Origin of the sequence: Amycolatopsis sp. NPDC001319, from assembly GCF_042896185.1 — a bacterium.
In the GTDB taxonomy this organism is placed as follows: Bacteria; Actinomycetota; Actinomycetes; order Mycobacteriales; family Pseudonocardiaceae; genus Amycolatopsis.
Genome location: NZ_JBIAWY010000010.1, coordinates 106,272 through 128,983 on the forward strand (window position 1 = coordinate 106,272; position 22,712 = coordinate 128,983).

General features: G+C 71.2%; 20 protein-coding genes. 10 read left to right on the forward strand and 10 right to left on the reverse strand.

The features are described from left to right. Nucleotides 1-4 precede the first annotated feature (4 nt). From ACFY1H_RS33820 to ACFY1H_RS33840, 5 genes are all read right to left on the reverse strand, one after another. On the reverse strand, nucleotides 5-895 hold the full coding sequence (locus tag ACFY1H_RS33820) for a sulfurtransferase (RefSeq protein WP_386953232.1): 891 nt from the start codon (nucleotides 893-895) through the stop codon (nucleotides 5-7). Between the two features lie 74 nt (nucleotides 896-969). Further along, nucleotides 970-2,142, reverse strand: coding sequence for a glycoside hydrolase family 64 protein (locus tag ACFY1H_RS33825; protein ID WP_366586768.1), 1,173 nt, complete (start codon nucleotides 2,140-2,142; stop codon nucleotides 970-972). A 145-nt stretch (nucleotides 2,143-2,287) separates the two neighbouring features. Next, nucleotides 2,288-2,806, reverse strand: a complete 519-nt coding sequence (locus tag ACFY1H_RS33830; protein ID WP_386953235.1) for a lytic polysaccharide monooxygenase auxiliary activity family 9 protein — start codon at nucleotides 2,804-2,806, stop codon at nucleotides 2,288-2,290. A 185-nt stretch (nucleotides 2,807-2,991) separates the two neighbouring features. Next, nucleotides 2,992-6,831 carry an ABC transporter ATP-binding protein gene (locus ACFY1H_RS33835; RefSeq protein ID WP_386953238.1) on the reverse strand — a complete coding sequence of 1,280 codons (3,840 nt, stop codon included), beginning with the start codon at nucleotides 6,829-6,831 and terminating at the stop codon, nucleotides 2,992-2,994. Continuing rightward, the gene (locus tag ACFY1H_RS33840; protein WP_386953240.1) at nucleotides 6,828-7,277 is read right to left on the reverse strand and encodes a MarR family winged helix-turn-helix transcriptional regulator; all 450 of its coding nucleotides are present in this window, start codon (nucleotides 7,275-7,277) and stop codon (nucleotides 6,828-6,830) included. The genes ACFY1H_RS33835 and ACFY1H_RS33840 overlap by 4 nt, the downstream gene beginning before the upstream one ends. 152 nt (nucleotides 7,278-7,429) lie before the next feature. Here ACFY1H_RS33840 and ACFY1H_RS33845 point away from each other — a divergent pair, with 152 nt between their 5' ends. Beyond that, nucleotides 7,430-8,944, forward strand: coding sequence for a long-chain fatty acid--CoA ligase (locus ACFY1H_RS33845; RefSeq protein WP_386953243.1), 1,515 nt, complete (start codon nucleotides 7,430-7,432; stop codon nucleotides 8,942-8,944). 31 nt (nucleotides 8,945-8,975) lie between these two features. On the opposite strand, the gene ACFY1H_RS33850 is transcribed toward ACFY1H_RS33845, so the two are convergent. The 3 genes from ACFY1H_RS33850 to ACFY1H_RS33860 form a co-directional block, all read right to left on the reverse strand. Further along, nucleotides 8,976-10,013 (reverse strand): thioredoxin family protein, encoded by a 1,038-nt coding sequence (locus ACFY1H_RS33850; RefSeq protein ID WP_386953780.1) that lies wholly within the window; start codon nucleotides 10,011-10,013, stop codon nucleotides 8,976-8,978. Beyond that, nucleotides 10,010-10,567, reverse strand: a complete 558-nt coding sequence (locus tag ACFY1H_RS33855) for a cytochrome c biogenesis CcdA family protein (RefSeq protein WP_386953246.1) — start codon at nucleotides 10,565-10,567, stop codon at nucleotides 10,010-10,012. Before ACFY1H_RS33855 ends, ACFY1H_RS33850 begins: the two co-directional genes overlap by 4 nt. A gap of 135 nt (nucleotides 10,568-10,702) precedes the next feature. Beyond that, the gene (locus ACFY1H_RS33860; protein ID WP_386953249.1) at nucleotides 10,703-11,275 is read right to left on the reverse strand and encodes a CGNR zinc finger domain-containing protein; all 573 of its coding nucleotides are present in this window, start codon (nucleotides 11,273-11,275) and stop codon (nucleotides 10,703-10,705) included. A gap of 291 nt (nucleotides 11,276-11,566) precedes the next feature. Here ACFY1H_RS33860 and ACFY1H_RS33865 point away from each other — a divergent pair, with 291 nt between their 5' ends. The 9 genes from ACFY1H_RS33865 (at nucleotide 11,567) to ACFY1H_RS33905 (ending at nucleotide 18,420) form a co-directional block, all read left to right on the forward strand. Continuing rightward, entirely contained in the window at nucleotides 11,567-12,028 is a 462-nt protein-coding gene (locus ACFY1H_RS33865) for a DUF664 domain-containing protein (RefSeq protein ID WP_366586752.1), read from the forward strand. Nucleotides 12,029-12,071: 43 nt separating this feature from the next. Beyond that, nucleotides 12,072-12,506 (forward strand): organic hydroperoxide resistance protein, encoded by a 435-nt coding sequence (locus tag ACFY1H_RS33870; RefSeq protein WP_386953252.1) that lies wholly within the window; start codon nucleotides 12,072-12,074, stop codon nucleotides 12,504-12,506. Between the two features lie 29 nt (nucleotides 12,507-12,535). Further along, on the forward strand, nucleotides 12,536-13,546 hold the full coding sequence (locus tag ACFY1H_RS33875) for an alpha/beta fold hydrolase (RefSeq protein WP_386953255.1): 1,011 nt from the start codon (nucleotides 12,536-12,538) through the stop codon (nucleotides 13,544-13,546). 56 nt (nucleotides 13,547-13,602) lie between these two features. Further along, on the forward strand, nucleotides 13,603-14,619 hold the full coding sequence (locus ACFY1H_RS33880) for a GlxA family transcriptional regulator (protein WP_386953258.1): 1,017 nt from the start codon (nucleotides 13,603-13,605) through the stop codon (nucleotides 14,617-14,619). Nucleotides 14,620-14,730: 111 nt separating this feature from the next. Next, nucleotides 14,731-16,008 (forward strand): polysaccharide deacetylase family protein, encoded by a 1,278-nt coding sequence (locus tag ACFY1H_RS33885; protein ID WP_386953260.1) that lies wholly within the window; start codon nucleotides 14,731-14,733, stop codon nucleotides 16,006-16,008. A 36-nt stretch (nucleotides 16,009-16,044) separates the two neighbouring features. Beyond that, entirely contained in the window at nucleotides 16,045-16,902 is an 858-nt protein-coding gene (locus ACFY1H_RS33890; RefSeq protein WP_366586737.1) for an alpha/beta hydrolase, read from the forward strand. A 69-nt stretch (nucleotides 16,903-16,971) separates the two neighbouring features. After that, a complete protein-coding gene (locus ACFY1H_RS33895) occupies nucleotides 16,972-17,406 on the forward strand; it encodes a hypothetical protein (protein ID WP_386953262.1) in 435 nt (144 codons plus the stop codon). A gap of 37 nt (nucleotides 17,407-17,443) precedes the next feature. Next, a complete protein-coding gene (locus tag ACFY1H_RS33900) occupies nucleotides 17,444-18,214 on the forward strand; it encodes a zinc-binding dehydrogenase (protein ID WP_386953265.1) in 771 nt (256 codons plus the stop codon). Between the two features lie 14 nt (nucleotides 18,215-18,228). Then, a complete protein-coding gene (locus ACFY1H_RS33905; RefSeq protein WP_386953267.1) occupies nucleotides 18,229-18,420 on the forward strand; it encodes a zinc-binding dehydrogenase in 192 nt (63 codons plus the stop codon). Between the two features lie 2 nt (nucleotides 18,421-18,422). On the opposite strand, the gene ACFY1H_RS33910 is transcribed toward ACFY1H_RS33905, so the two are convergent. Further along, nucleotides 18,423-21,578: an NACHT domain-containing protein gene (locus tag ACFY1H_RS33910; protein ID WP_386953270.1), complete on the reverse strand. Its 3,156-nt coding sequence runs from the start codon at nucleotides 21,576-21,578 to the stop codon at nucleotides 18,423-18,425. Between the two features lie 129 nt (nucleotides 21,579-21,707). After that, entirely contained in the window at nucleotides 21,708-22,709 is a 1,002-nt protein-coding gene (gene hpnH / locus ACFY1H_RS33915) for an adenosyl-hopene transferase HpnH (RefSeq protein WP_366586726.1), read from the reverse strand. Between the last annotated feature and the right edge of the window lie 3 nt (nucleotides 22,710-22,712).

Sequence of the window (22,712 nt, forward strand, 5' to 3'; positions counted from 1 at the left end):
TCCCTCAGGCGGTTTCGACGGGCAGATCGGCTCGGGCACTCCACTCGTTCCAGGAGCCGTCGTAGTTGGTCCCGAGAGGGTAACCGGCGACCGCGAGTCCGAAGAGGACGGTCGAGGCCGCGACACCTCCGTTGCAGTAGGCCACGACCGGCCGGCCGGGGTCGAGTTCGGCCGCGGTGAAGAGGTCCTTCAGCTCGGCCGCGGAGCGCCAGGTGCCGGTGGTGAGGTCCACGAGGTCCTCGCGCGGCACGTTCACGGCGCCGGGGATGTGCCCGCGCCGGTTGCCGGGGCGGGCGATCTCGCCGGTGTACTGGCCGGGGTCGCAGGCGTCGACGAGCTGGATCTCCGGTTTGTCCAGCGCGGCCAGCACGTCCTCGGCGGTGGCCCGCAGTTCGGGGCGGGTACGCGGGGTGAACACCGCGCGCGGGTGCTCCGGTACGGCGGTGTCGACGGCCCGGTTCTCCTGCTGCCACTTCGTGAAACCGCCGTCGAGCACGACCACGCGCTGGTGGCCGTAGTAGCGCAGCGCCCACCACAGGCGCGTGGCGAACGTCGATGCCGGGTGCGTGTCGTAGGCGACCACGAGGTGCTCGTCGCCGATCCCGGCTCGCGCCATCGCGTCGGCGAACTGCCGCTCGGTGGCCACCTGCACGGGCACGGCGTCGTCCGGGTCGACGATGTCGCGGGTCCAGTCGAGGAACACCGCGCCGGGCACGTGACCGGCCGCGTACTCGTCGGCCGAGCTCTCGTAACCGAGTCCGGCCGGCTGCGGTGCCGGGGTCCCCGCGCCGGGCAACGGCGGCACGGAGCCGCGGATGTCGACGATCCGGACGTCCGGATCGTGCAGGTGCGCGGCCAGCCACTCGGTGGTGACCAGGAAATCGGTGCGTGACATCGGCTCGGGCCCGTCCCTCCGGCGGGTCCGGTGCCCGCCTTCAGTCTGTACCATACAGTACAGTTCCGGGGACGTCAGCGCAGCGCGTTGATCGTGATGGTGAGCGTCTCCGGGTCACCCGCTTGCACGGCGCCGCTGAAGTCCGGGCCGGGGGAGACGTCGTCGTAGGGGAAGGCGTAGCCGCGGTTGTCCGGCAGGCGGCTGTGGACGATGCGGGCGTAGTGGTTCGTCTCGGCGGCGGTGTAGAACTTCGCGGGGTCCTCGCCGTCGGGCTGATTCGGGTTGTCGAGCAGCGTCGTGCGGTTCAGCGCGGCCGCCAGCCGGGGGACGATGGCCTTGCGGGCGTCGCTGTCGCCGTCCTTCAAGGCGAACGGGCCGCTGTTGCAGCTCCACACGTCGGCGGTGACCGGTTTGGTGAAGCGCTCGCCGTTGGCGAAGGCGAGCACGCCGTCGCCGCCGACGCGGCCGGTGAACTTGCCCAGGCCCGGGATCTGCGAGTCGACGGTGAGGTCGGTGCCCGCGTACTTCTGCCAGACGGAGTCGAGGTAGCCGTCGAGGTACCCCGTGAAGCGGTCGGCGCGGTGCTGCGCGGACAACGCGCGCAGCGGGCGGCCGTCGGCCCCGGCGTCCACGAGCTCGGCCCAAGCCCCGCCCTGGGCCTTGAGCGCGGCGCAGATCGGGTCGAGCGAGCCCGCCGGCAGCCCGGGCACGGTCTGGTCGCCCGAACCCGTCGTCTTCAGGTGCAGGCCCATCGGGATCGCGACGAAGTCGACGTAGCTGATGTTGGCGAACAGCACGGCGTCGTTGAAGGTGAACTCGCAGAACGACCAGTTCCGGCCGTGGTTCGGGTCGGCGGTGTTCACGAAGCTCGGGTGCACCAGTGCGGGGCCGGGGTTGACGAAGAAGTCGAGCTTCGCGTCGGTCACCACGTAGATCCGCGCGCCCGCCATCTTCGGCACGCTCACCTGCGACAGTGACTTCACCGGGATGGCGCAGTCCTCGGCGAGTGGCGTCTGGTCCGCCGAAGGTGAGGGCGGGTAGTACGGCGTGCCGTCGGCCTTGAGGATCACGGGCCGGTTGTCCGGCGCGATTCCCGTGATGTAGGCGTAGGTTGCGCCGGCGCCGGAGCGGTCGTCGAACGCGACCTGCACCGTGTCGGGCGTCGCGGCGGAGGCGCGTCCCATGCGCCACAAGGGAAAGGTGGCTGCCGCAGCGGAAGCGCCGAGGAAAGCTCGCCGGGAAATCAAGGAAACCGCCTCCTGGGGTTCACGGGAACGCCGACCACGTTCCGGACCGCGGGCCGGCGAAAACGGGGACACGCCGGGGAAATCCCGGGCGCGGGTGGTACGGATCGCCTGCGCCGGCCTTCTCGTCGGGCGCAGGCGATCCAGCTCAGCCGACCTGGAGGTCGATGCAGGAGTAGAACGCGTTGGCCGTGTCCGCGATGTTCCACACGGCGAGCACGGTCTGGCGGCCGGTGTGGCCGCTCAGATCCACCTGGTGCGTCACGGTTTCCGGCGGCTGCTGGTTGTGGCCGTCGAAGCTCGCGACCTTCTCGTCGCCGATGAAGTACTCGTAGCTGGAGGTGCTGTGGCGCGCGGTGAAGGTCCACGTGAACGTGACCGTCTTCCCGACCGAAGCGGCCTGCCACGGCTTGGAATCGTCGTTGAGCTCGGCGAACTGCGCGAGCCCGCCGTTGCAGCTGTGCAGGCCCTTCGGCCCTTCCACGCTCTGCGGTTCGTACTTGATCTCACCGCAGTCGACCACGCCCTGCGCGCACTGCGCCTGGCGGCTCGCGGGGGAGTTCACGTACCCGTGGGCGCTCGCGATGCCGGCGGGGCTGACCAGGACGAGCACCGGCGCGAGCACGGCGCCCGCGAGTCCGGCGAGGATTTTCCGGTTCGCTTTCATACCAGCTCCTTCGGGGAATGCTCGCTTCCCGGCCGCGGGTACGGCGAAACAGCGCACTGGCGGGCCGCCGGGGAGGTGCGCGAGCGAAGGGTGACGTTGTGGTCTAGACCATAACCCGAAGAACGTCCTTGGTCAACAACTGGCAAAGAGAAGCGTCAAGTTGGTAAGTGGCCAACCGGGGTTCGCTACGAACGCTGTCCCGACAGGAGCTCGAACGCCTCCCACATCCCGGCGTAGCGGCCGCCGCGCGCGAGGAGCTCGTCGTGGCTGCCGGCCTCGGCGATGCGGCCGCGGTCGAGCACCACGATGCGGTCGGCCGACTGCGCGGTCTGCAGCCGGTGGGCGATCACGATGGTCGTGCGCCCGGCCGCCAGCGTCCGCATGGCTTCGGCGACGTGGGCTTCGGCCGCGAGGTCGAGGTTCGACGTCGCCTCGTCGAGCAGCAGGATCACCGGGTCCACGAGCTGCGCGCGGGCAAGCGCGAGGAGCTGGCGCTGCCCGGCCGAGAGCGACCGGCCGCGTTCGGCGATCTCGTGCAGGTAGCCGCCGGGCAGCGTGGCCACGAACTCGTGCGCCCCGACGGCCCGTGCGGCCGCCTCCACCTCGGCGTCGGTGGCGTCGGCCCGGCCGTAGGCGATGTTGTCGCGCACGGTGCCGGTGAACAGGAACGCCTCTTGCGGCACGTAGCCGAGCGCGCGGCGGTAGGCGGCGAGGTCGAGCGAGCGCAGGTCGTGGCCGTCGACGCGGACGCTGCCCGTGTCGGGGTCGTAGAAGCGGGCGAGCAGCTTGACCAGCGTCGACTTGCCCGCGCCCGTCTCGCCGACCAGCGCCACGGTCTCGCCGGCCGCGATCGTCAGGTCGACCTCGCGCAGCGCCTCCGGCGGCTTCATGACGGCCTGCGAGCCCGCGACCAGCCGCGGGTCGGCCGGGCCGCGACGTTCGCCCGCGCCCAGTGCCGGCGCCGACGGGTACGCGAAGCGCACGCCGTCGAAGGTGATCTCGCCGCGCAGCCGGCCGGGGTCGATCGCCTGCACGGCGGGCGGGGTGAGCGTCTCCAGCCGCATCAGGTCGGAGATCCGGCTCACCGACACGCGCGTCTGCAGCCACGAGTCGAACACCTGCGACAGCTGCTGGATGGGGGAGAAGAACAGGTCGATGTAGAGGATGAACGCGATCAGCGCACCCGGCGTGAGCCGGCCCGAGTAGATCATCCCGGCGCCGACCCCGAGCACGATCGCGTCGGCGCCCGCCGAGAGGAACTGCACGAACGGGAAGTACGTGGCGGCCAGCCGCTGCGCGGAGTAACGGGAGTCGAGGTAGTCGCGCCCGAGCCGGCGGAACCGGCGGATCGTCTCGTCCTCGTGGGCGAACGCCTGCGACTCGCGCACGCCCGAAAGGCTCTCCTGGAAGTCGGCGTTCACGATCGCGACGCGGTCGCGCGCTACGTCGTACAGCTTCGCGGCGCGCCGGCGGAAGATCACCGTCCCGATGGCCAGCGGCACCACCACCGACAGCGTGCACAGGCCCAGCAGCGGGTTGACCACGACCAGCGTTACGCCGACCCCGGCGAAGGTCACGAACGCGACCAGCGCCGAGAGCAGCCCGTTCTGGATCAGCGACTCGAACTGGTCGACGTCGGTGGTCATCCGGGTCATGATCCGGCCGGCCATCTCGCGCTCGTAGTAGTCGAGCGAAAGGCGTTGCAGCTGGGCCCAGATGCGGATCCGCAGCGACAGCATCACGCGCTGCGCGGTCCGGCCGGTCACGAAGGTCTGCGCCACCTCGTCGAGGAACGCGATGAGCGTGATCAGCAGGAACAGCCCGGCGGCGCCGAAGAGCACGGCCTGCGAGCCTTGCAGCACGCCGTCGTCGATGCCGCTCTTCACGAACACCGGCCCGATCACCGACGCGACGGCGTCGATCACCACGAGCAGCAGCCCGAACAGCAGCGGACGGCGGAACTCGCGCAGCAGCGTGCGCAGGGAGAACGCGCGCTCCTGGCGGGTTTCCTTGGCGAGATCGACCTTCGCGAAGTCCCGCACGGGTTTCAGCTCGTCGACGCGGGCGAGCAGCTGCGGGGTCGGCGGGAGCGCGGCGCGCCAGCCGCTGCCGCCGGCCGAGCCGCCGAGGCCGGCCCCGATGCCCGGCGCTCCGGTGGCGCGGGTGGTGAACCGCCGGCCGTTGCCGTTCTGTCCGCTTCCGTTGTGCCCGTTGCGTTCCCCGCGCCAGGCGGACGCGGTGGTGCCCCCGACGGTGAGGGCTTCGATGCGGTCGCCGACCCGTTCGGCGGCTTCCTCCTCGAGCCCGGTGAGCAGCGTGCGGTAGAGGGCGCTGCGCTCCAGCAGCTCCTCGTGGGTGCCCTGGTCGGCGACCACCCCGCCGTCGAGCACCACGACACGGTCGGCCAGGTGCAGCGTCGAGCGCCGGTGGGCGACGAGCAGAGTGGTGCGCCCGGCCAGCACCGTGCGCAGCGACGCGTTGATCGACTCCTCGGTGTTGGCGTCGACGGCGCTGGTGGCGTCGTCGAGCACGAGCACCCGGGGGTCGGTGAGGATCGCGCGGGCCAGCGCCACGCGCTGGCGCTGCCCGCCCGAAAGCGACAGCCCGCGTTCGCCGACGACGGTCTCGTAGCCCTGGGGCAGCGCGCGGATGAAGGTGTCGGCCTCGGCGACCTCGGCGGCGGCGAGGATCTCCTCGTCGGTGGCGCCGGGTTTTCCGTAGGCGATGTTGGCGCGAATGGTGTCGGAGAACAGGAAACTCTCCTCGAACACCACGCCGACCTGGGAGCGCAATGAGCGCAGCCGCACCGTGCGCAGGTCGTGCCCGTCGAGCAGCACGGCGCCGGACTCCGGGTCGTGGAAGCGCGACACGAGCGTGGTCGCCGTGGTCTTGCCGCTGCCGCTCGGGCCGATCAGCGCCACGCGTTCGCCGGCGGCGACGTGCAGGTCGAAACCCTTCAGCACCGGCGCGTCGGGCGAGTATCCGAAGTGGACGTTCTCGAACCTGATCTCGCCCTTGGCCGTCGGCAGATCCACGGCGTCGGGCGCGTCGGCGATGGCCGGCTCCAGGTCGATGAGCTGGAAGATCCGTTCGACGCCCGCGCGGGCCTGCTGGCTGATCGCGAGCACGCCGGCGAGCTGGCGCGCCGGCGCCATCAGCTGCCCGACGTAGGTGGAGAAGGCGAGGAACGTGCCGAGGCTGAGCCCGTGGTGCAGCGCGAGCCAGCCGCCGAGCACGAGGATCGCGACCTGCCCGAGCGCCGGGATCGCCTGCAGCAGCGGCTGGTAACGCGACTGCAGCCGCACGGCCCGCAGCTGCATGCCGTAGAGGTCGCCGGCGGTGTCGGCCAGCCGGTTGAGCTCCCGGCCCTCCTGTCCGAACGCCTTGACCACGCGCACGCCGTTGACGTCCTCGTCGACGATCTGCACCACGTCGCCCTCGCGCTGCTGCGCGGCCCAGGTCGCGGGGAAGATCCGCCGGCGCATCCGGTAGGACACCATGAGCAGCAGCGGCACCACGACCAGGCTCACGAGCGCGAGCAGCGGCGACAGGACCAGCATCACGCCGAGCGAGAGCAGGACCAGCAGGAGGTTGCCGCTCATGATGGGCAGCAGGCTGAGCAGGCCCTGCACGAGCGCCGAGTCGGACGTCGCGCGCGACACGAGCTGACCCGTGGGCATGCGGTCGAGGTTCGCGAAGTCCATGCGCTGCAGGTGGGCCTGGATGTCGTTGCGCAGGTCGTACTGCACGGCCAGCGCGACCCGGCCGCCGCGGTAGCGCCGCTGGTAGGCGAACACGAACGCGGCCGCGGCGAGCACGAGCAGCGCGATCAGCCACGGCCACAGCGACGCCGAGCGGCTGAGGATCACCCCGTCGACGATCTGGCGTTCCAGCAGCGGCACCACGGTCTGGCAGGCGCTGCCGAGCACCGCGGCGCCGAAGGCGATCAGCAGCTCACGGCGGTGGCGCAGGACGTAGCCGCCGAGGCGGCGCAACCAGCGGGACTTCTCTTCGGGTTCGCTCACCGGTTTCCGGCCATCCGCTCCGCCATGACCTCGTCGATCGCGTCACCGAGCCGGCCCAGCGACTCGAGCACCACGTCGCCGTCGGGTGTGCGGGCGACCAGCGCGAGGAGTCCCTTGATCATCTCGGCCTCGGTGGCGGCGAGTAGCCGTTCGCCTTCCGGGGTCAGGGAAAGCGCGGTGGCGCGGTGGTCGGCGTCGACGTCGCCGCGGACCACGAGGCCGCGTTTCGTGAGCGCGTCGACCGCGGCGCTGATCGCCGGACGGCCGAGCGCGAGCCGCCGGGCCACGCGTGAGGCGCGCTCGTCGCCCGCGGCGATGGCGGACAGCACGCGGTAGTGGGCGAGGTTCAGCTCTCCCGACGAGCGCTCGAGCAGCCGCGAGAGGCGGGCCAGGGCCCGCACGGCGCTCGTCGCGGTCTGCTCGCGGGATTCTCCGGAGGACGGCATGATCCCGACTGTAACCCCAGTTTGTTCGATCGTCGAACTAGTGGGTCTCGGTGGACCGAACAGGATTCGGTAGCCTGGCCTTGACCGGACTGGGTCGACAACGAAGTTTCCTGTTCGCGGTGTCCGCGGGCAGAACGAGGTTCGGAGGTAGCGTGAGCTTCAACCTGGCCACGATCTTGCACGAGTCCGCGCTCGCCCAGCCGGAAAAGGACTTTCTCCGCTTTCCGGGTGGAATCCACTCTTACGCCGCGGTGGACGAGACCTCCGGCCGCGTCGCGACGGCGTTGCGCGCGCGGGGTTTCGCGCCCGGCGACAAGATCGCCGTGCAGCTGGCCAACGTGCCCGAGTTCGTGTTCGCGTACTTCGGGATCCTCAAGGCCGGGCTCACCATGGTGCCGCTGAACCCGCTGCTCAAGGCCGACGAGATCGCCTACCACCTGGCCGACTCCGACGCGCGGCTGCTCATCGCCGACACGGCGCTGGCCGGTGAGGTGGCGAAGGCGCTCGCCGAGGTGCCGGAGGTGGCCGCGGTCGTCGTGGGTGGTCTGGACGGGTGGCCCGCCGGTGCGGTCGAGTTCGCCGAGCTGCTCGACGCCGAGGACGACGGCGACCTGTACCCGGGCGCGGCCGACGACACCGCCGTGCTGCTGTACACGAGTGGCACCACCGGGCGTCCGAAAGGCGCCGAGCTTTCGCATTTCTCGCTGTACATGACCTGCACGATCGGCGGCCAGACCTTCGGCACGGAACCCGAGGACGTGGTGCTCGCGGTGCTGCCGTTCTTCCACGTCTACGGCCTGTCCAGCATCCTCAACTCCGCCGCCCGGCACGGGCGCACGGTGTCGGTGGTCCGGCGGTTCGAGCCGAAGGCGGTGCTGGCGGCCATCGAGCGCGACCGCGTGACGATCATGGCCGGCGTGCCCACGATGTACCACGCGCTGGCCGTCGCCGACAGCTCCGCGTACGACACGAGCAGCCTGCGCATCGGCAGCTCCGGCGGCGCCGCGATCCCCGAGCAGGTGCTGCGGGCGTTCGAGGAGAAGTACGGCATCCCCGTGCTGGAGGGCTACGGGCTGTCCGAGTCCGCGTCGACGACCACGGTGAACCCCGGTGCCGCGAACCGCAAGGTGCTCTCCATCGGCAAGCCGATCTGGGGTGTGCAGCTGCGCATCGTCGACGCGCAGGACCGCCCGCTGCCCGCCGGCGCGGACCACGTGGGCGAGATCGTGCTGCGCGGGCACAACATCACGAAGGGCTACTACAAGCGGCCCGCCGAAACCGCCGAAGCCTTCCGGGGCGGGTGGTTCCACACCGGGGATCTGGGTTACGTCGACGAGGACGGGTTCGTGTTCGTCGTGGACCGCAAGAAGGACCTCGTGATCCGCGGCGGGTACAACGTGTACCCGCGTGAGGTGGAGGAGCTCCTCTACCGGCACCCGGCCGTCGCGGAGGCCGCGGTGATCGGGGAGCCGGACGAGCGGCTGGGGGCGGAGATCGTCGCGGTGGTCTCGTTGAAGCCGGGTGCTTCGGCGGAGCCGGAGGAGATCGTGGCGTGGGCGAAGGAGCGGATCGCCGCCTACAAGTACCCGCGGCGGGTGCGGATCGTGGACGAGCTGCCGAAGGGGCCGACGGGGAAGATCACGAAGCTGCCGTTGCGAGGGCAGTGACCGTCCACTGTGGCCAGCCGGCCCAGTCGGCTCAGTCGAAGGTGAAGTCGTACGCCTGAAGTCCCGGGGTGAGCGACAGCGTCAGCGTCGAATGGCGTGCTGCCGGGCCGGAAACGAGGGTGTAGAGCTTCGGCACGCCCGAGGCCGGCACTGTCGTGCGGGTGCCGTCGAGCTCGACGGTGAGTGTGCCCGTGCCGCCGAGGACGAGGTGGACGGCGCGGGCGCGGAAGTTCAGGCGCAGCCGCGCGGACGGGCCCGCGGTGAGGGACTCGCCGGACGCGGTCCAGGTGCCGTCGAGGGCGAAGGTGTCGGACGCGACGGCGGCGGGGAAGCGCAGGGTGCGGGTCTGGCCCGGCGGCGGCTGGTCGCCGGTGATGTCGACGGGTGCGTTGGCGGGCCCGAGGTAGGTCTCCGGCGTGGTGGCCTCGACCGGCGTTGCGTCGGGGACGTCGGTGGGCGGTGGCAGGGGTCCGGCGCCGGCGTCGGTGAGGAGGTCGCGGATCTGCTGCTCGGTGTCCGCGTACGCGCCTTCGCCGAAGTGGGAGCCGCGGACCTGGCCCGACGCGTCGACGAGGTAGGAGGCGGGCCAGTACTGGTTGCCGTAGGCGTTCCAGGTGGCGTAGTCGTTGTCGATCGCCACCGGGTAGTCGACGCCGAGGGCCTTGGCCTGGGCGGCGACGTTGGCGGGCTCGTGCTCGAACGCGAACTCCGTCGTGTGCACCCCGAGCACCACGAGCCCCGCATCGCGGTAGGTGCGGTACCAGCTTTCGTAGTGGGGGAGGGCGCGCAGGCAGTTCACGCAGCTGTAGGTCCAGAACGTGACGAGCACGACCTTCCCGCGGCGGCTCGCGAGTGTCAGCGGCTGCCCGCCCGGGGTGTTGAGCCACGCGGTGATGCCCGTGGGCTCGGGTGCGGCGGTGAGCCGGTGCAGGCTCGCGGACGCGGAAGTGCCGGCCTCGAACGACTTCTGCAGCGCCGCCGTGTAGTCCGGCACGGTGCGCTGCAGGCCGGCGGTGAGGTCGAAGGCCGTGGCCGCTGCGACGGCCAGCAACGCGACGCCGGTGGTCACGCGGATCGCCCGGGCGCGGGCGCGCAGGTACCGGACGCGGCGCGTGAGCGCGTCGCCGGCCAGGGCGAGCGCGAGCAGCGGAATCCCGGCCCCGACGCCGAACGCCGCCGTGAGGACCAGCGCGCCGAACCCGATCCGGTGCGTCGCACCGAGCACGGCGATGGTCGCGAGCACCGGGCCCCGCACGGCACGTAGACCAGGCCGAGGGCGAGACCGACGGTGAACCCGCCCGCGTCCGGATCGGCCGCGCGGCCGCGAAGCCGCGCGAACGGCCGTTCCAGCAGCTCGCCGACGCGCCGCGAGACGAGGCCCAGTCCGAGCAGGGCGAGGACCGCGATGCCGGCGTCGCGCAGCAGGTCCTGCGGCAGGTGGAACGCGCTGAGCACGAGGGAGCCGAACAGCGTCGCCAGGCCGAAGCTCACCACGAGCCCGGCCACCACGCGCACGGGCCGGCGCGACCCGGCCGTGAGCACCACGGGCAGCACCGGCAGCACGCACGGCGAAATGCTCGTGACCGCTCCCGCGAGCAGACCGGCGAGCACAAGAGTGAGCATGATTTCTCCCCGAGGACGAATTGCTCGCAGCCTAGCGTCTATTCGTAACCTGTCAGAGTAGTTATGACTTGTTCCACGAAAAAGACCGGCGAAGGCGGAGTGCCTTCACCGGCCTGGTCGTGCCGGGGGAGCGGGTCAGCCGGCCTGCCGCGACGGGGACAGGGGCGGGTTGCCGCGCTGGCGCGCCCGGTAGGCGGCGGCCTTCATCTTGTTGCCGCAGGTCGCCATGGCGCACCACTCGCGCCGCGACCCGCGGGAGCGGTCGAGGTAGACCTGCGTGCACTCGGGCCGGCCGCACTCCTTGAGCAGATCGGCGTCCGGCCCGCCGAGGATCTCCACGGCCTCGCGCGCCACCGACGACAGCGCTTGCGCCGGGGTCGCCTCCAGACGGCGACCGTCGATCGACAGCTGAGGAACCGTCGAGGGGTGCGCGGCGAACTCGTTGACCACGTCCATGGCCCGCAGGTCGGGCTCGTGGTGGGTCAGCCGCGCCGCGACCAGCGCGTAGATGGCCTCGCGCAGTTCGATGGCGGCGAGCACGTCCTGCGGCCGGCTGCCCGGGTCGGTGTCGGTGACCCCGGACTCGCGGAACCACGCGTCGAGGTTGCGCGGCGAGCCGAGCTTCTCCAGGGGTTCAGCGTTGCGCCGGGCGCGCAGGGTCCCGACGAAGTCGAGTGCCGGGTTCCCGCAGGGGAAGGCGTGTTCCATCGCACCAGTCTGACAGGTGACGAAAAAGAACGCAACAATTGCTAACCGGTAAAAACCGGTTAACCGGAATGTGTGGCAAAAATACGTAACTGTCTTGACTGGTGACGAATAAGCGTGCAAGAGTTTCGGCATCGCCACCGGGGCCCCGCGGAAACCGCGGCCCCCGTCCGGAAAGGTCTCACCTTCGATGGATCCGACTGTCTCGCTGCTGCTCGTCCTGCGGAACCTGCTCGTCACCATGGGTGCGCTCACCGGCACCCCGGTGCCCGATTTCGGGCCGGGGGAGTACCGGTGATCACCACCGGCCAGTACCTGCACGTCGTCACCCGGGCGCTGACCGGCATGGCCGCGATCGTCGAGCAGCTCGGCGACGATCTGGCCAACACCCGGCTCGAGCTGCCCGGCGCCAACACGCCGTACGCGGTGCTCAACCACTGCCTCGGCGCCACGGCGTACTGGGCCGGCGAGGTCGTCTCCGGCCGCGCCGCCCACCGCGACCGCGACGCCGAGTTCACCGCCGCCGGTCCGGTCGCGCCGCTGCTCGACCGCGTGCGCAAGACCCTGCGGCAGCTCAAGAAAGACGTGACCCGCGCGGACCCGCACGCCACCGTGCCCGCCGCGCTGGCCGGCTTCGGCGATCCGCTCGACGCGGGCGGCGCACTGCTGCACCTGTGCGCCGACCTCGTCCAGCACCACGGCCAGCTCGAAATCCTGCGCGACGTGCTGCTCGCGCAAGCCCGCATTCCCGCCTGACCCCCGAAGTTCCCCGAAGTTCTGTCGAGAAAGGACAGTTGCCATGACTGAAACCACCTACACCGCGGTCGTCGCCGCCACCGGCGAGGGCCGCAACGGCGGGCGGGCGACCGCTGCCGACGGATCGCTCGACGTCACCCTCGCCATCCCGAAGGAGCTCGGCGGCAACGGCGGCGCGACCAACCCGGAGCAGCTGCTCGGTGCCGGCTGGGCCTCGTGCTTCCTCGGCGCGGTGAAGATCGTCGCGGCGCAGAAGAAGGTGAAGCTCGCCGACCTCGCCGTGGTCGCCGACATCACCCTGCACAACGAGGCGGCCGACTTCTGGCTCAGCGCCGCCCTGCACCTGGAAGTGTCCGGTGTGGACCAGGCGACCGCCGAAGAGCTGGGCCACGCCGCGCACCAGATCTGCCCGTATTCGAAGGCGACCCGCGGCAACGTCGAGGTCACCATCGACGCCACCGTCGCCACTGTCGCCTGACAGTGCGCCCGACCGACGAGGAGCACACCATGATCTCCCGGCGGGCGTTCGGGAAGGCCGTGGGCGCGGGGGCGGTCGCCGCTTCGCTCCCGGCCCTCCCCGCGGAGGCCGCGGCCGGCCCGGCCGTGGCCTCCGGGCTGGGCCCGGTCCGCCACGTGCGCACCGACCTGCTCGACCTCGCCTACCACGAGGTCGGCCCGGCCGGCGGCGACGTGGTGCTGCTCGGCCACGGCTGGCCCTACAGCCCGCACGCCTACGCCGAGGTCGCGCCCGCCCTGGCGCGCCGCGGCTTCCGCGTGCTGGTGCCCTACCTGCGCGGCCACGGCGCCACCCGCTTCCGCGACGCCACGACGATCCGCTCCGGCCAGCAGGCCGCGCTCGGCGCCGACCAGGTCGCGTTCCTCGACGCGCTCGGTGTCGAGAGCGCGGTGTTCGGCGGCTACGACTGGGGCGGGCGCGCCCTCGACGTCGCCGCGGCGCTGTGGCCGCAGCGGTGCCGCGCGCTGGTGTCGGTGAACAGCTACCTGATCCAGAACCTGGACCCGGACGTGCTCGCGTCCGCCCCGGACGCGCCCGGCACCGAATCGGCGCACTGGTACTTCTACTTCTTCTTGACCGAGCGTGGCCGCACGGCGCTGACGCGTTCCCGCCGTGACCTGGCGGAAGTGGTGTGGCGGCGCAACTCGCCGCAGTGGCGCTTCACGAGCGCCGACCTCGACATCGCGGCCGCCGCGATGGACAATCCGGACTACGTGGACGTGGTCATCCACAACTACCGCGTGCGCCAGGGCGCGGCGCCGGGCGATCCTCGTTACGCCGCCCTCGAGGCGCGGCTGCTGGCGCAGCCACCGATCACGGTGCCGGCGGTGACGCTCGACGGGCTCGCCGACGGCAGCTTCCCGGCGACCGACGGCACGGCGTCGGCGAAACACTTCACCGGCCCGCGTGTGCACCACCGCGTGCCCGGCGCGGGGCACAACCTGCCCCAGGAAACGCCGCGCGCGTTCGCGGACGCCGTGCTCGAAGCGGTCCGGCTGTGACCCCGCTCGGCGGCGGGGCCCCGGTCTCCTGGGCACCCGCCCGATCAGGAGCAGTGATGCACCCCGCGAAGACGCCCGTCACCTCGCGCGGTCGCGCCAAGCACGTGATCGCGGTGCTGGTCGTGCCCGATTCCGTGGCGCTGGAGGTCACCGTGGTGCACCAGGTGTTCGGCCCGCGGATGGCGGCGATCGCCGAGCTGACCGGCGATCACGGCAGCGCGTACGAGGTGGTGCTCTGCGGCGAGGAGCCGCGCCAGGTGCTGCCTTCGGGGGTGGACTTCGGGGAGCTCGCGCCGCTGGAGACACTGCTGACCGCGGACACGGTGATGGTGCCGGGCGTCGAGGACCCGCTGGCGGAACGGCCGCGGTCGGTGGTGCGGGCGTTGCGCGGTGCGGCGGAGGCCGGTGCGCGCATGGTGTCGTTCTGCGGGGGCGCGTTCCTGCTGGCCCGTGCCGGGCTGCTGGACGGGCGCCGCGCGACCACGCACTGGCTGTTCACCGAGGAATTCCGCCGGGAGTTCGCGCAGGTCGAGCTGGAACCGGGCTGCCTGTACGTGGACGACGGTCCGGTGCACACGTCGGGCGGGATCTTCTCCGCGACGGACCTCGCGTTGCACCTGCTGGCCGAGGACCTGGGCCAGGCCTACGCCGGCGACGTCGGCCGGCTGCTGGTGACGGCGCCGCGGCGCCCGGGTGGGCAGGCGCAGTTCGTGAAGGACTCGATCCGGATCGCGGGGGAGCCGGCGCTCGGGTCGTTCCTGGCGTGGCTGCGGGAGCACCTGCACGAGCCGTTGACGCTGGCCGGGCTGGCGTCGCAGGTGCACCTGAGCGAGCGGAGCCTGGTGCGGAAGTTCCGCCGGGCCACGGGGATGACGGTGTTCGACTGGATCAACCGCGAGCGCGTGGCCGCCGCCAAGGTGCTGCTGGAGACGACCGACCACCGGATCTCGGAGGTCGCCGCGATGGTGGGGTTCGGGTCCGCGGAGACGCTGCGCCGCCACTTCGAACGCCAGGTCGGCACCACGGCGGGCAGCTACCGGGCCACCTTTCGCGCCACTCCGGCCGCCTCGTGACGAACCCGGCGCCGGGTGAGGCCCGATCTGGCGGGATCCGAGCGTCCACCACGCTTTCCGCCAGCTAGCGTCGAAGAGCCGGGCCACGGTGGCCCGGGTGAGGAGGAAACCATGCCGGCGTACGGATTTTTCGTCGAGTTCGAAGCGAAGGCCGGGAAGGAGGACGATGTCGCGCAGTTCCTGATCGACGCGAAGTCCCTTGTGGACGCCGAGCCGGGCACCCTGGCGTGGTTCGGCTTCCGTCTCGGGCCCTCGTCGTTCCGGATCTTCGACGCCTTCGAGACGGAGCAGGACCGCGAAGCGCATCTCCAGGGCGAGGTGCGCCGGCAGATCGAGCTGCGCGGCGACGAGCTTTCGCCACGGCGCCCACGATCACGCCGGTGGGCGTGCTGGCCGCGAAGCTCCCGCCGCACTGACCCTGCCGGGACGCGGCGGCCGTGCCACGCTGGGTTCGTGCCCGAACCCCGTGACCCGGCCACCGTGCCGCCGCGTGACTTCGTCGGCTACGGCCGGTACCCGCCGCGCGTGCGCTGGCCCGGCGACGCCAAGGTCGTGGTGAACGTCGTCGTGAACTACGAGGAGGGGGCCGAGTACTCCATCCCCGACGGCGACGGCCGCAACGATGGCTGGGGCGAGTACGCCTACGAGGTCGGCCCCGAGGTGCGTGACCTCGGCACCGAGACGCACTACGAGTTCGGCAGCCGCGTCGGCATCTGGCGGCTGGCGCGGATCTTCGACCGGTACGCGGTGCCGGTGAGCATCGGCGCGTGTGCGGTCGCGCTGGAGCGGAATCCGGCCGTCGCGGAGTGGATCCGCGAACGCGGCCACGACGTGATCGGCCACGGCTACCGCTGGCTCGACTACGCGCGCATGTCCGTCGACGAGGAACGCGACCACCTGCACCGCGCGATCGCGTCGCTGGAGCGGACGACGGGGCAGCGGCCGCGCGGGTGGTACGTGCGGTCGTTCCCGAGCGAGCACACGCTCGACCTGCTCGTGGAGGAAGGCGGGTTCCTCTACGATTCGGATCCGTGCAACGACGAGCTGCCGTACTTTTCGGAGCGCGGGCTGCTGATCGTGCCGTATTCCAAGGTGTACAACGACACCCGTTACCTGCTGAGCCCGACCTACGGCTCGCCGGCGCAGTTCTTCGAAAGCCTGCGGCTCGCGCTCGACTACCTGTGCGAGGAAGCCGACGACGGCTTCGGGGCGCGGATGATGACCGTGGGGCTGCACCCGCGGTGGAGCGGTCAGGCCGGGCGCGCGGCGGCCGTGCGGGATTTCGTCCGGTATGCCACGGAGCAGCCGGGGGTCCGTTTCCTGCGGCGGCTCGACATCGCGCGGTGGTGGGTGGATCACCACCGCGACTGGGAGTCGATCGGACCGTGACTGTCCACAGTGGTCCTCGGTCGTTACGGTGTCCTCATGGTGGGTGACGCGAGGACGGTGTCGGTGGCGGTCGAGGGCGGGGCGCTGGCCGTGGAGGTGGTGGCCGCGGCCTCGGCGCCGGTGCTCGCCGTGCACGGCGTCACGAGCAACCGCCGGCTGTGGAACTGGTTGCGGGCCGAGGCGCCGGACCTGTCGCTGGTGATGCCGGACCTGCGGGGGCGTGCGGGGAGCTTCGCGGTGGCCGGCCCGTCTTCGTTGCGGCAGCACGCTTCCGACCTCGTGCGAGTGCTCGACGCGCTGGAGCACCCGGTGGTCGACGTGTGCGGGATGTCCATGGGCGGGTTCGTCGCGGTGGAGCTGGCCACGCGCCGGCCGGACCGGGTGCGCGGGCTCGTGCTGGTCGACGGCGGGCTCCCGATGGCCGTGCCGCCGGGCCTCACGCCCGAGACGGTGCCCGCCGCGTTCACGCCGCAGCTGGAGCGCGTCTCGCGGCGCTGGGCCGGCGTCGACGAGTACCTGGCTTATTTCACGCGCGCCAACCCCTTGCTCGACGCCGCCGACCCGCTCCTGCGCGACTGCCTCGACCACGACCTCTCCGACGGCCGCGTGTTCCTCAGCCGCGAAGCCGTGCTGGCCGACGCGACCGACGTGTTCTTCGGCGAGTCGCGCTGGCGGGAGATCGCCGTGCCGACCGAGGTGGTGTGCGCGGAGTGGAGCTCCGGGCCGGGCACGCCGCCCGCGTACAGCGATGAAGCCCTGGCCGGCTTCCGCGCCGCCCTGCCCACCCTGCGCCGCCCTCGCCGCATCGCGGGCGCCGACCACGCGGCCACGATCATGACCCACTCGGGTGCGGCCGTGGTCGGCGCGGCGCTGCACGACCTGCTGGCTCGATAGAGCCGTTCGCCGGTTGGTTGTGTCGTCCGTCGCGCTTGACAATCATGACAGCTGTCATAGCCTTGCGGGGTGACCGAACCCTGGTTCTTCTCCCGCCTCTCGCCCGACGTCCGCCTCGCCGGCACCATTCTCGAGGGCGTGCTCCGCGGCCCGGAAGCCGTGAAAACGCAGGTCCGCGCCGTCGGGGCGTGTTATTCGGGCATGACGGTCCGCTACCGCGTCGACGCTGGGGACCGGCAGGTGGAGGAGTACACGGCCCAGGTCGGCGAGCACACCATCTTCGGCACCGGCACCTTCCACTTCGACGAACGCGGCGAGATCGACGAGATCGTGGTGAACCACCGTCCGCTCGGGGCGGCGCTGGCGCTGGCGGGGCTGGTCGGGGGCGCGGCCGCGCCGGGGCGGGCGGTTTCCGACGCCGCGCCGGGTCTCGCCGCTTCTGACGGCGCGCCGACTTCGGCCGATTCCGAGGGCGGGACTGCGCCGTCCGCGAGTTCGCGCTGATCCGTTCCTTCCGCCGACTTCCCGAGAGGACCTCCCGATGGCCCGCTTGCTGCTCACCGAGTTCGGCGACCCCGCCGCCTCCGTCCGGCTCGACGACGCCCCGGTTCCGGCGCCCGGGCCCGACGACGTCGTGGTCGAGATGCTCGCCGCGCCGCTCAACCCCGCGGACTTCCTGCTGATGCGCGGCCTCTACGGCGTCCGCCCGGCGCTGCCCGCGACCCTCGGCGCGGAGGGCGTGGGCCGGGTCGTGGCGGGCGATGCCGAGCTCGTGGGCAAGCGCGTGCTGATCCTGCCGACCATGGAACAGGGCCTGTGGGCGGACGAAGTGGTGCTCCCGCGGCGAAACGTCCTGCCGATCCGCGAGGACGCCGACGTCCTCCAGCTGTCCATGCTCGCCGTCAACCCCGCGACGGCGTACCAGCTGCTGCGCTTGCACGGTCAGTTGGAGCCCGGTTCGTGGATCGCCCAGACCGCCGCCAACTCCGCCATGGGCCGCTACCTCATCACCCTCGCCCGGCGCGCCGGCCTGCGCACGCTGAACGTCGTGCGCCGCCCCGACGCGGCCGCCGAAGTCCTCGCCGCGGGCGGCGACCAGGCCGTGGTCTCCGACGGCGACCTCCGCGCCTCCCTCAAGTCCGCCCTCGCCGGCGAGCAGCTCTCGCTGATCCTCGACGCCGCCGGCGGCCCGGTCGTCAAGGACCTCACCCGTTCCTTGAAGGACGGCGGCACCGTCGTCACCTACGCCTTCCCCGAAGGCGCCCCCCCCGGATCTCCCCGGCGGACATCGTCTTCCGCGGCATCACCCTGACCGGCTTCTGGCTGATGAACTGGCTCCGCACCGCCCCTGCCCACGAAGTGACCGCTCTCTACGACGACCTCGCCGACCTGGTGGCCACCGGCGAACTCACCGCGCCGGTCGAGGCGACCTACCGGCTGGCGGACTACGAGGACGCCTTCGCCCACTCCCTGACCGCCGGCCGCCGCGGCAAGATCCTCTTCACTTTCGGTGGGTGACGTCAAGGCTTGGGCTGGCGCAATTGGACTCCCGGCCCGAGTTTGTCGGCTCCGACGGCCGTTGTCCCGCGACTTAGCCAGATGGTAATCCGCCGATCGGCGAAGGGTGCAAGGTTGATTTCGTGTTCGCCGTGCATGCGCAAGTAGCGAAGCGAGCTCAGTTCCGCCAGCGGGCCGAGGTCGAGGTCACAGTTGTAAATGCCCACGTCGTCGAGTGCCAATGGAGCAAGGGCGTGTAGATCAAGGCCCGCGCAGTCAGTGAAGGTAATCGAGGTCGTGCGGCTGAGCTTGCTGACCGCCTTGGCGAGCTCTCCAGTATCTGCGGTTCTGGCGCAGGTGAACGTGGTGATTCCAGTCGGATTCGGGAGGTGGTCGAGCCAAGCGGTAGAGGGGTTGTGGAAGAACGAGATTTGCTTGAGGTCAGTCATTTCGCGCAGAAAGGAGAAGTCTTCGACTTCTTTCGCGTTGACCAGGGACAGCCGCTGGAGATGGATGAGCTGCGCGAGGTCGGGGAGTTCTCGGGGCCAGCCCGCGGTTAGGTTGAGGAAGAGGTCGTCCAGGTTGGTGAGGCTGCCCAACTCCGGAAGCGCATCGGGCGCTTGATCGGCCAGCAGCGTGAGCTCGCGAAGGCGGTAAAGTCGGGCCAGAGCTTGTATCTCGGTCTCAATCGGCCCTTGACTCCAGAGGTTTATCCAGCAGCGTGAGAGGTTCTTGAGGAGATGTAGAAAGGGCACTGCGGTGGTGAAGTCGATGTCGATCCGACTTCCGGGTGTGGCGTGCAAGGGCGCGTCCGCGAGGACTTCGCGGGCGTAGGTCTCCGGGTCGAAGTACTTCCAGCCCGCCACCAGCTCTTCCTGGACCTTCGAGCGCAGGTCGGGTGCATACCCGGCCAGCGTCTCGAGCGCCGCCGGTCCGTTCACGAGGGCCGCGGTGCGGACGCAAGCCGCCGCCTGGGCCGCCGAGAGATCGGCCAGGTCCTTCGGCAGGTAGTCCAAAATGGACTCGCCGACCGTGGCGAGCGAGCGGCTTTCCCGCACGCTGCGCGGCGGCACCAAGCCTCGGACGGCCGCATCGACCCGGGCCAGCACCTCCGGTGGCGCCAAGACCGCGGTCTCCCGGCAGGCGGCGGCCAGCAGCAGCAACTGCCGGGCGGTCCTCGCCGAGACCGAAGCCGCCGCGGCCAAGATCCCCGACAGCAACCGTCCTCGCTGATCAGGGCTTGCTTGTGCGCAGGCCATCAGCACCGTCTCGCGCCACAGGTCGGAGCGGGCGTGGCTCAGCAGGAGGTCGATGCTGTCCCGGTCCACGGCTTCCCCGGCGGCCAGGAACTCCTGGAAGGTCCGGTGGATGAAGTCCACCCGACCGGCGACCGGCTGCCGGATCACGCCGCTGCGTTCGATGAGGTGGTCCAGCAGCACGTCCGCAGACTCCGAAACCCCGGGCATGCCCCGCAGCCGCGACGAGATCCGCGCCAGAGCCTGCTCGCGGGACATCTCCGTCCGGCCGTTCTCGTTCAGCCACCAGGCCAACGCCCGCAGCAACGCGAGTTTCTCCGCCACCGTGGCCTGGATGTCGTCGCCGGCAGACACGTTGCGGTCGGCGTCGCGGCGTTCCAGCAGCATGTCGAGGGCCGCGGAGTACAGGGCGAGGCGGTCGCGGGGCAAGCGCGCGCGGCGGTCGAGGTTCAGCGCGCACACCATCGCGCACAGCAGGGGACTGCGGGCCAACGCGCGGAGATGCGGCCGGGCCTGCAGCTGCGCCAACAGGGCGCGCTGGTGTTCCGGCACCTCCTCCGGGCGGCAGGGCAGCAGGTCGGGTGCGGACGTGGAGTCCAGCAACGCCGCGTGCCAGCGGCGGAGGAAGACTTGGACGTCGGCGGCGCTCATGGGTTCCAGCACGACCGAGCGGAACCCCTCGGCCAGCAGCCACTTCGACGTCACGGCGGTCGGGCGGGAGGTCACCACGACGCGGATGTCGGGGTAACCCGCGAGCAGGTCGCGCAGCCACGTGCGGACGGCGGCCCGCCGGGTGGCGACGAGCTCGTCCACGCCGTCGACGAGCACCAGGGCCTCGCCGGATTCGAGCCGGCGGTGCACCCACTCGCGCGGCGCCGGGCCCCACGGCGGGGAGCTCGGCTGGGTCAGGAGCTCGTCGCCGCGGGGCAACGGGCCGTCGGCGAAGTCGCGCAGTTTGACCAGGAACGGCACGCAGCCGTTCCAGCCCGTCAGCTGGTCGGTGAACGCCGAGCGGGCGGCGTTGACGGCCAGCCAGCGCAGCAGCGTGGACTTGCCGGCGCCGGCCTCGCCGCGGATCACGGTGAGGCGGCTGCCGCCCAGCGCCGCCTCGACGCGGATGTTGTCCGTCGCCTGGCGCGCGCCCGGGTCGTCGCCCAGCCGGCCCGGCACGCCGCGGTCACGCGGGCGCCGCGCGGCGCGTTCGGCGTCCGCGGTCACCGTCAAGCTCAGGTACGCGACGCTGAGCGTGGTGCGCGGTTCGTAGGAGTGCGTGGTGAGGCCGATGACCTCCAATCGCTCGTAGGAGCGCACGACGCGGTCGAGGTACCGGCGGCGGAACTGCGCGTCGAAGTCCGTGCCCTCCGGCGCGCCGAGCTCGCGCGAAGGCAGCCGGTCGAGGACGCGGTCGATGCCGTCGAGCACGGCCCGCAGCCGGCGCAGCTGCTCCACACCCACGGCGGCGTCGAACTCCGGCAGCTCCCTGACCAGGTGCGTCAGCACGACACAGGCGCGGTCCAGCCCGATCTCGAACAGCCGCTCGGCCGGCGAAGACAGCGCGGCCCGCGCCACCGGCCATTGCGCGCGCACCGCGGTGGCCAGCGCCGAAGGATCCAGGTCGGCCGCGAACAAGCCGGTGTCGGACAGGTCGGCGGCGAGCAACGCGTCCGCGACGGCGGCCAGCGCGGCCTCGCGCTCGTTTTCGGCCAGGCCGTGGGCGGCGTCGGTGAGGCCCGGCCTGAGCCGTTCCGCCACGTCGTCCTCGATGCTCGTCAACGCGGCCAGCACGTCGCGTTCCTGGCGGCGCAAGGGGAACCGGGCCCGCACGAGTAACGCGAGGTCACGGCCCCGCCGGCCGGCCGCCTTCTTGTCGGCCAGCCACTGCAAGGCGACCTGCTTCGCCACGGCCTCGCCGACCTTCAGCACCGCGCTTTCGATGACCGTGACGCCCCCCTGAGCCGGTTTCCGTGCCGGACAGTGTGGCACAAACCCGTGGCGCGCAAGAAGAAAGCCGCAGGTCCCGAAAGACCTGCGGCTTTCCCCAGTGGCAGGACCTCAGTGACCGACGGCCGCCCGCACCGACTCCTTCAGCGAGCCCAGCGTGGCGATCACCGCGGTCGGCTCGTACCCGCAGTGGGCCATGCAGTTGTCGCACCGCGGGTCCTTGCCGCGGCCGAAGGCGTCCCAGTCGGTTTCCTCGATGAGCTCCTTGTAGGTCTTCGCGTAACCGTCGTCGAGGAGGTAGCACGGGCGCTGCCAGCCGAGCAGCGAGTAGGACGGGATGCCCCACGGGGTGCACTCCAGGTCGCGCTTGCCCTCCAGGAAGTCGAGGAACACCGGCGAGTGGTTGAGGCGCCAGCGTTTGCGGTTGCCGCCGCCGAAGGCCTTCGTGAAGAGCTCGCGCGTCTGCTGCACGCCGAGCCAGTGTTCCTGGTCCGGGGCCTTCTCGTAGGCGTACGCGGGCGAGATCTGCATGTTGTCGACGCCCAGGTCGTTGAGGTAGTTCAGCACGTCGACCACGTCTTCGGCGGTGTCCCCGTCGAAGAACGTCGTGTTGGTCATCACGCGGAAGCCCTTTTCCTTGGCGAGCTTGATCGCCTCGACCGCCGCGGCGAACCCGCCCTCCTTGCGCACCGACGCGTCGTGGCGCTGCTCGAGGCCGTCGATGTGCACCATCCACGCGAAGTTGTGGTGGGGCTTGAACTTGTGGATGTGCTTGTGCAGCAGCAGGGCGTTGGTGCAGAGGAACACGATCTTGCGACGGTCGAGCAGCTGCTGCACGATCTCGTCGATCTTCGGGTGCATCAACGGCTCGCCGCCGGCGATGGACACCATCGGCGCGCCGCTCTCCTCGATGGCGCCCACGGCCTGCTCCACCGGCATGCGCTGCTTGAGCAGCGTGTGCGGTTGCGCGATCTTGCCGCAGCCGGCGCACTTGAGGTTGCAGGCGAACAGCGGCTCAAGCTCGACCAGCAGCGGGAACTTTTCCTTGCGCAGCAGCTTCTGCTTCATCAGATAACCGCCCAGTCGCACGGACTGACGCAACGGCATGGCCATGGC

Bases quoted from the DNA above. Each gene is read 5' to 3' on its own strand.
- ACFY1H_RS33820 (WP_386953232.1), bottom strand. From the start codon at position 895: ATGTCACGCACCGATTTCCTGGTCACCACCGAGTGGCTGGCCGCGCAC.
- ACFY1H_RS33830 (WP_386953235.1), bottom strand. From the start codon at position 2,806: ATGAAAGCGAACCGGAAAATCCTCGCCGGACTCGCGGGCGCCGTGCTC.
- ACFY1H_RS33840 (WP_386953240.1), bottom strand. From the start codon at position 7,277: ATGCCGTCCTCCGGAGAATCCCGCGAGCAGACCGCGACGAGCGCCGTG.
- ACFY1H_RS33855 (WP_386953246.1), bottom strand. From the start codon at position 10,567: ATGCTCACTCTTGTGCTCGCCGGTCTGCTCGCGGGAGCGGTCACGAGC.
- ACFY1H_RS33860 (WP_386953249.1), bottom strand. From the start codon at position 11,275: ATGGAACACGCCTTCCCCTGCGGGAACCCGGCACTCGACTTCGTCGGG.
- ACFY1H_RS33870 (WP_386953252.1), top strand. From the start codon at position 12,072: ATGACTGAAACCACCTACACCGCGGTCGTCGCCGCCACCGGCGAGGGC.
- ACFY1H_RS33875 (WP_386953255.1), top strand. From the start codon at position 12,536: ATGATCTCCCGGCGGGCGTTCGGGAAGGCCGTGGGCGCGGGGGCGGTC.
- ACFY1H_RS33880 (WP_386953258.1), top strand. From the start codon at position 13,603: ATGCACCCCGCGAAGACGCCCGTCACCTCGCGCGGTCGCGCCAAGCAC.
- ACFY1H_RS33885 (WP_386953260.1), top strand. From the start codon at position 14,731: ATGCCGGCGTACGGATTTTTCGTCGAGTTCGAAGCGAAGGCCGGGAAG.
- ACFY1H_RS33890 (WP_366586737.1), top strand. From the start codon at position 16,045: ATGGTGGGTGACGCGAGGACGGTGTCGGTGGCGGTCGAGGGCGGGGCG.
- ACFY1H_RS33900 (WP_386953265.1), top strand. From the start codon at position 17,444: ATGGCCCGCTTGCTGCTCACCGAGTTCGGCGACCCCGCCGCCTCCGTC.
- ACFY1H_RS33905 (WP_386953267.1), top strand. From the start codon at position 18,229: ATGAACTGGCTCCGCACCGCCCCTGCCCACGAAGTGACCGCTCTCTAC.
- hpnH (WP_366586726.1), bottom strand. From the start codon at position 22,709: ATGGCCATGCCGTTGCGTCAGTCCGTGCGACTGGGCGGTTATCTGATG.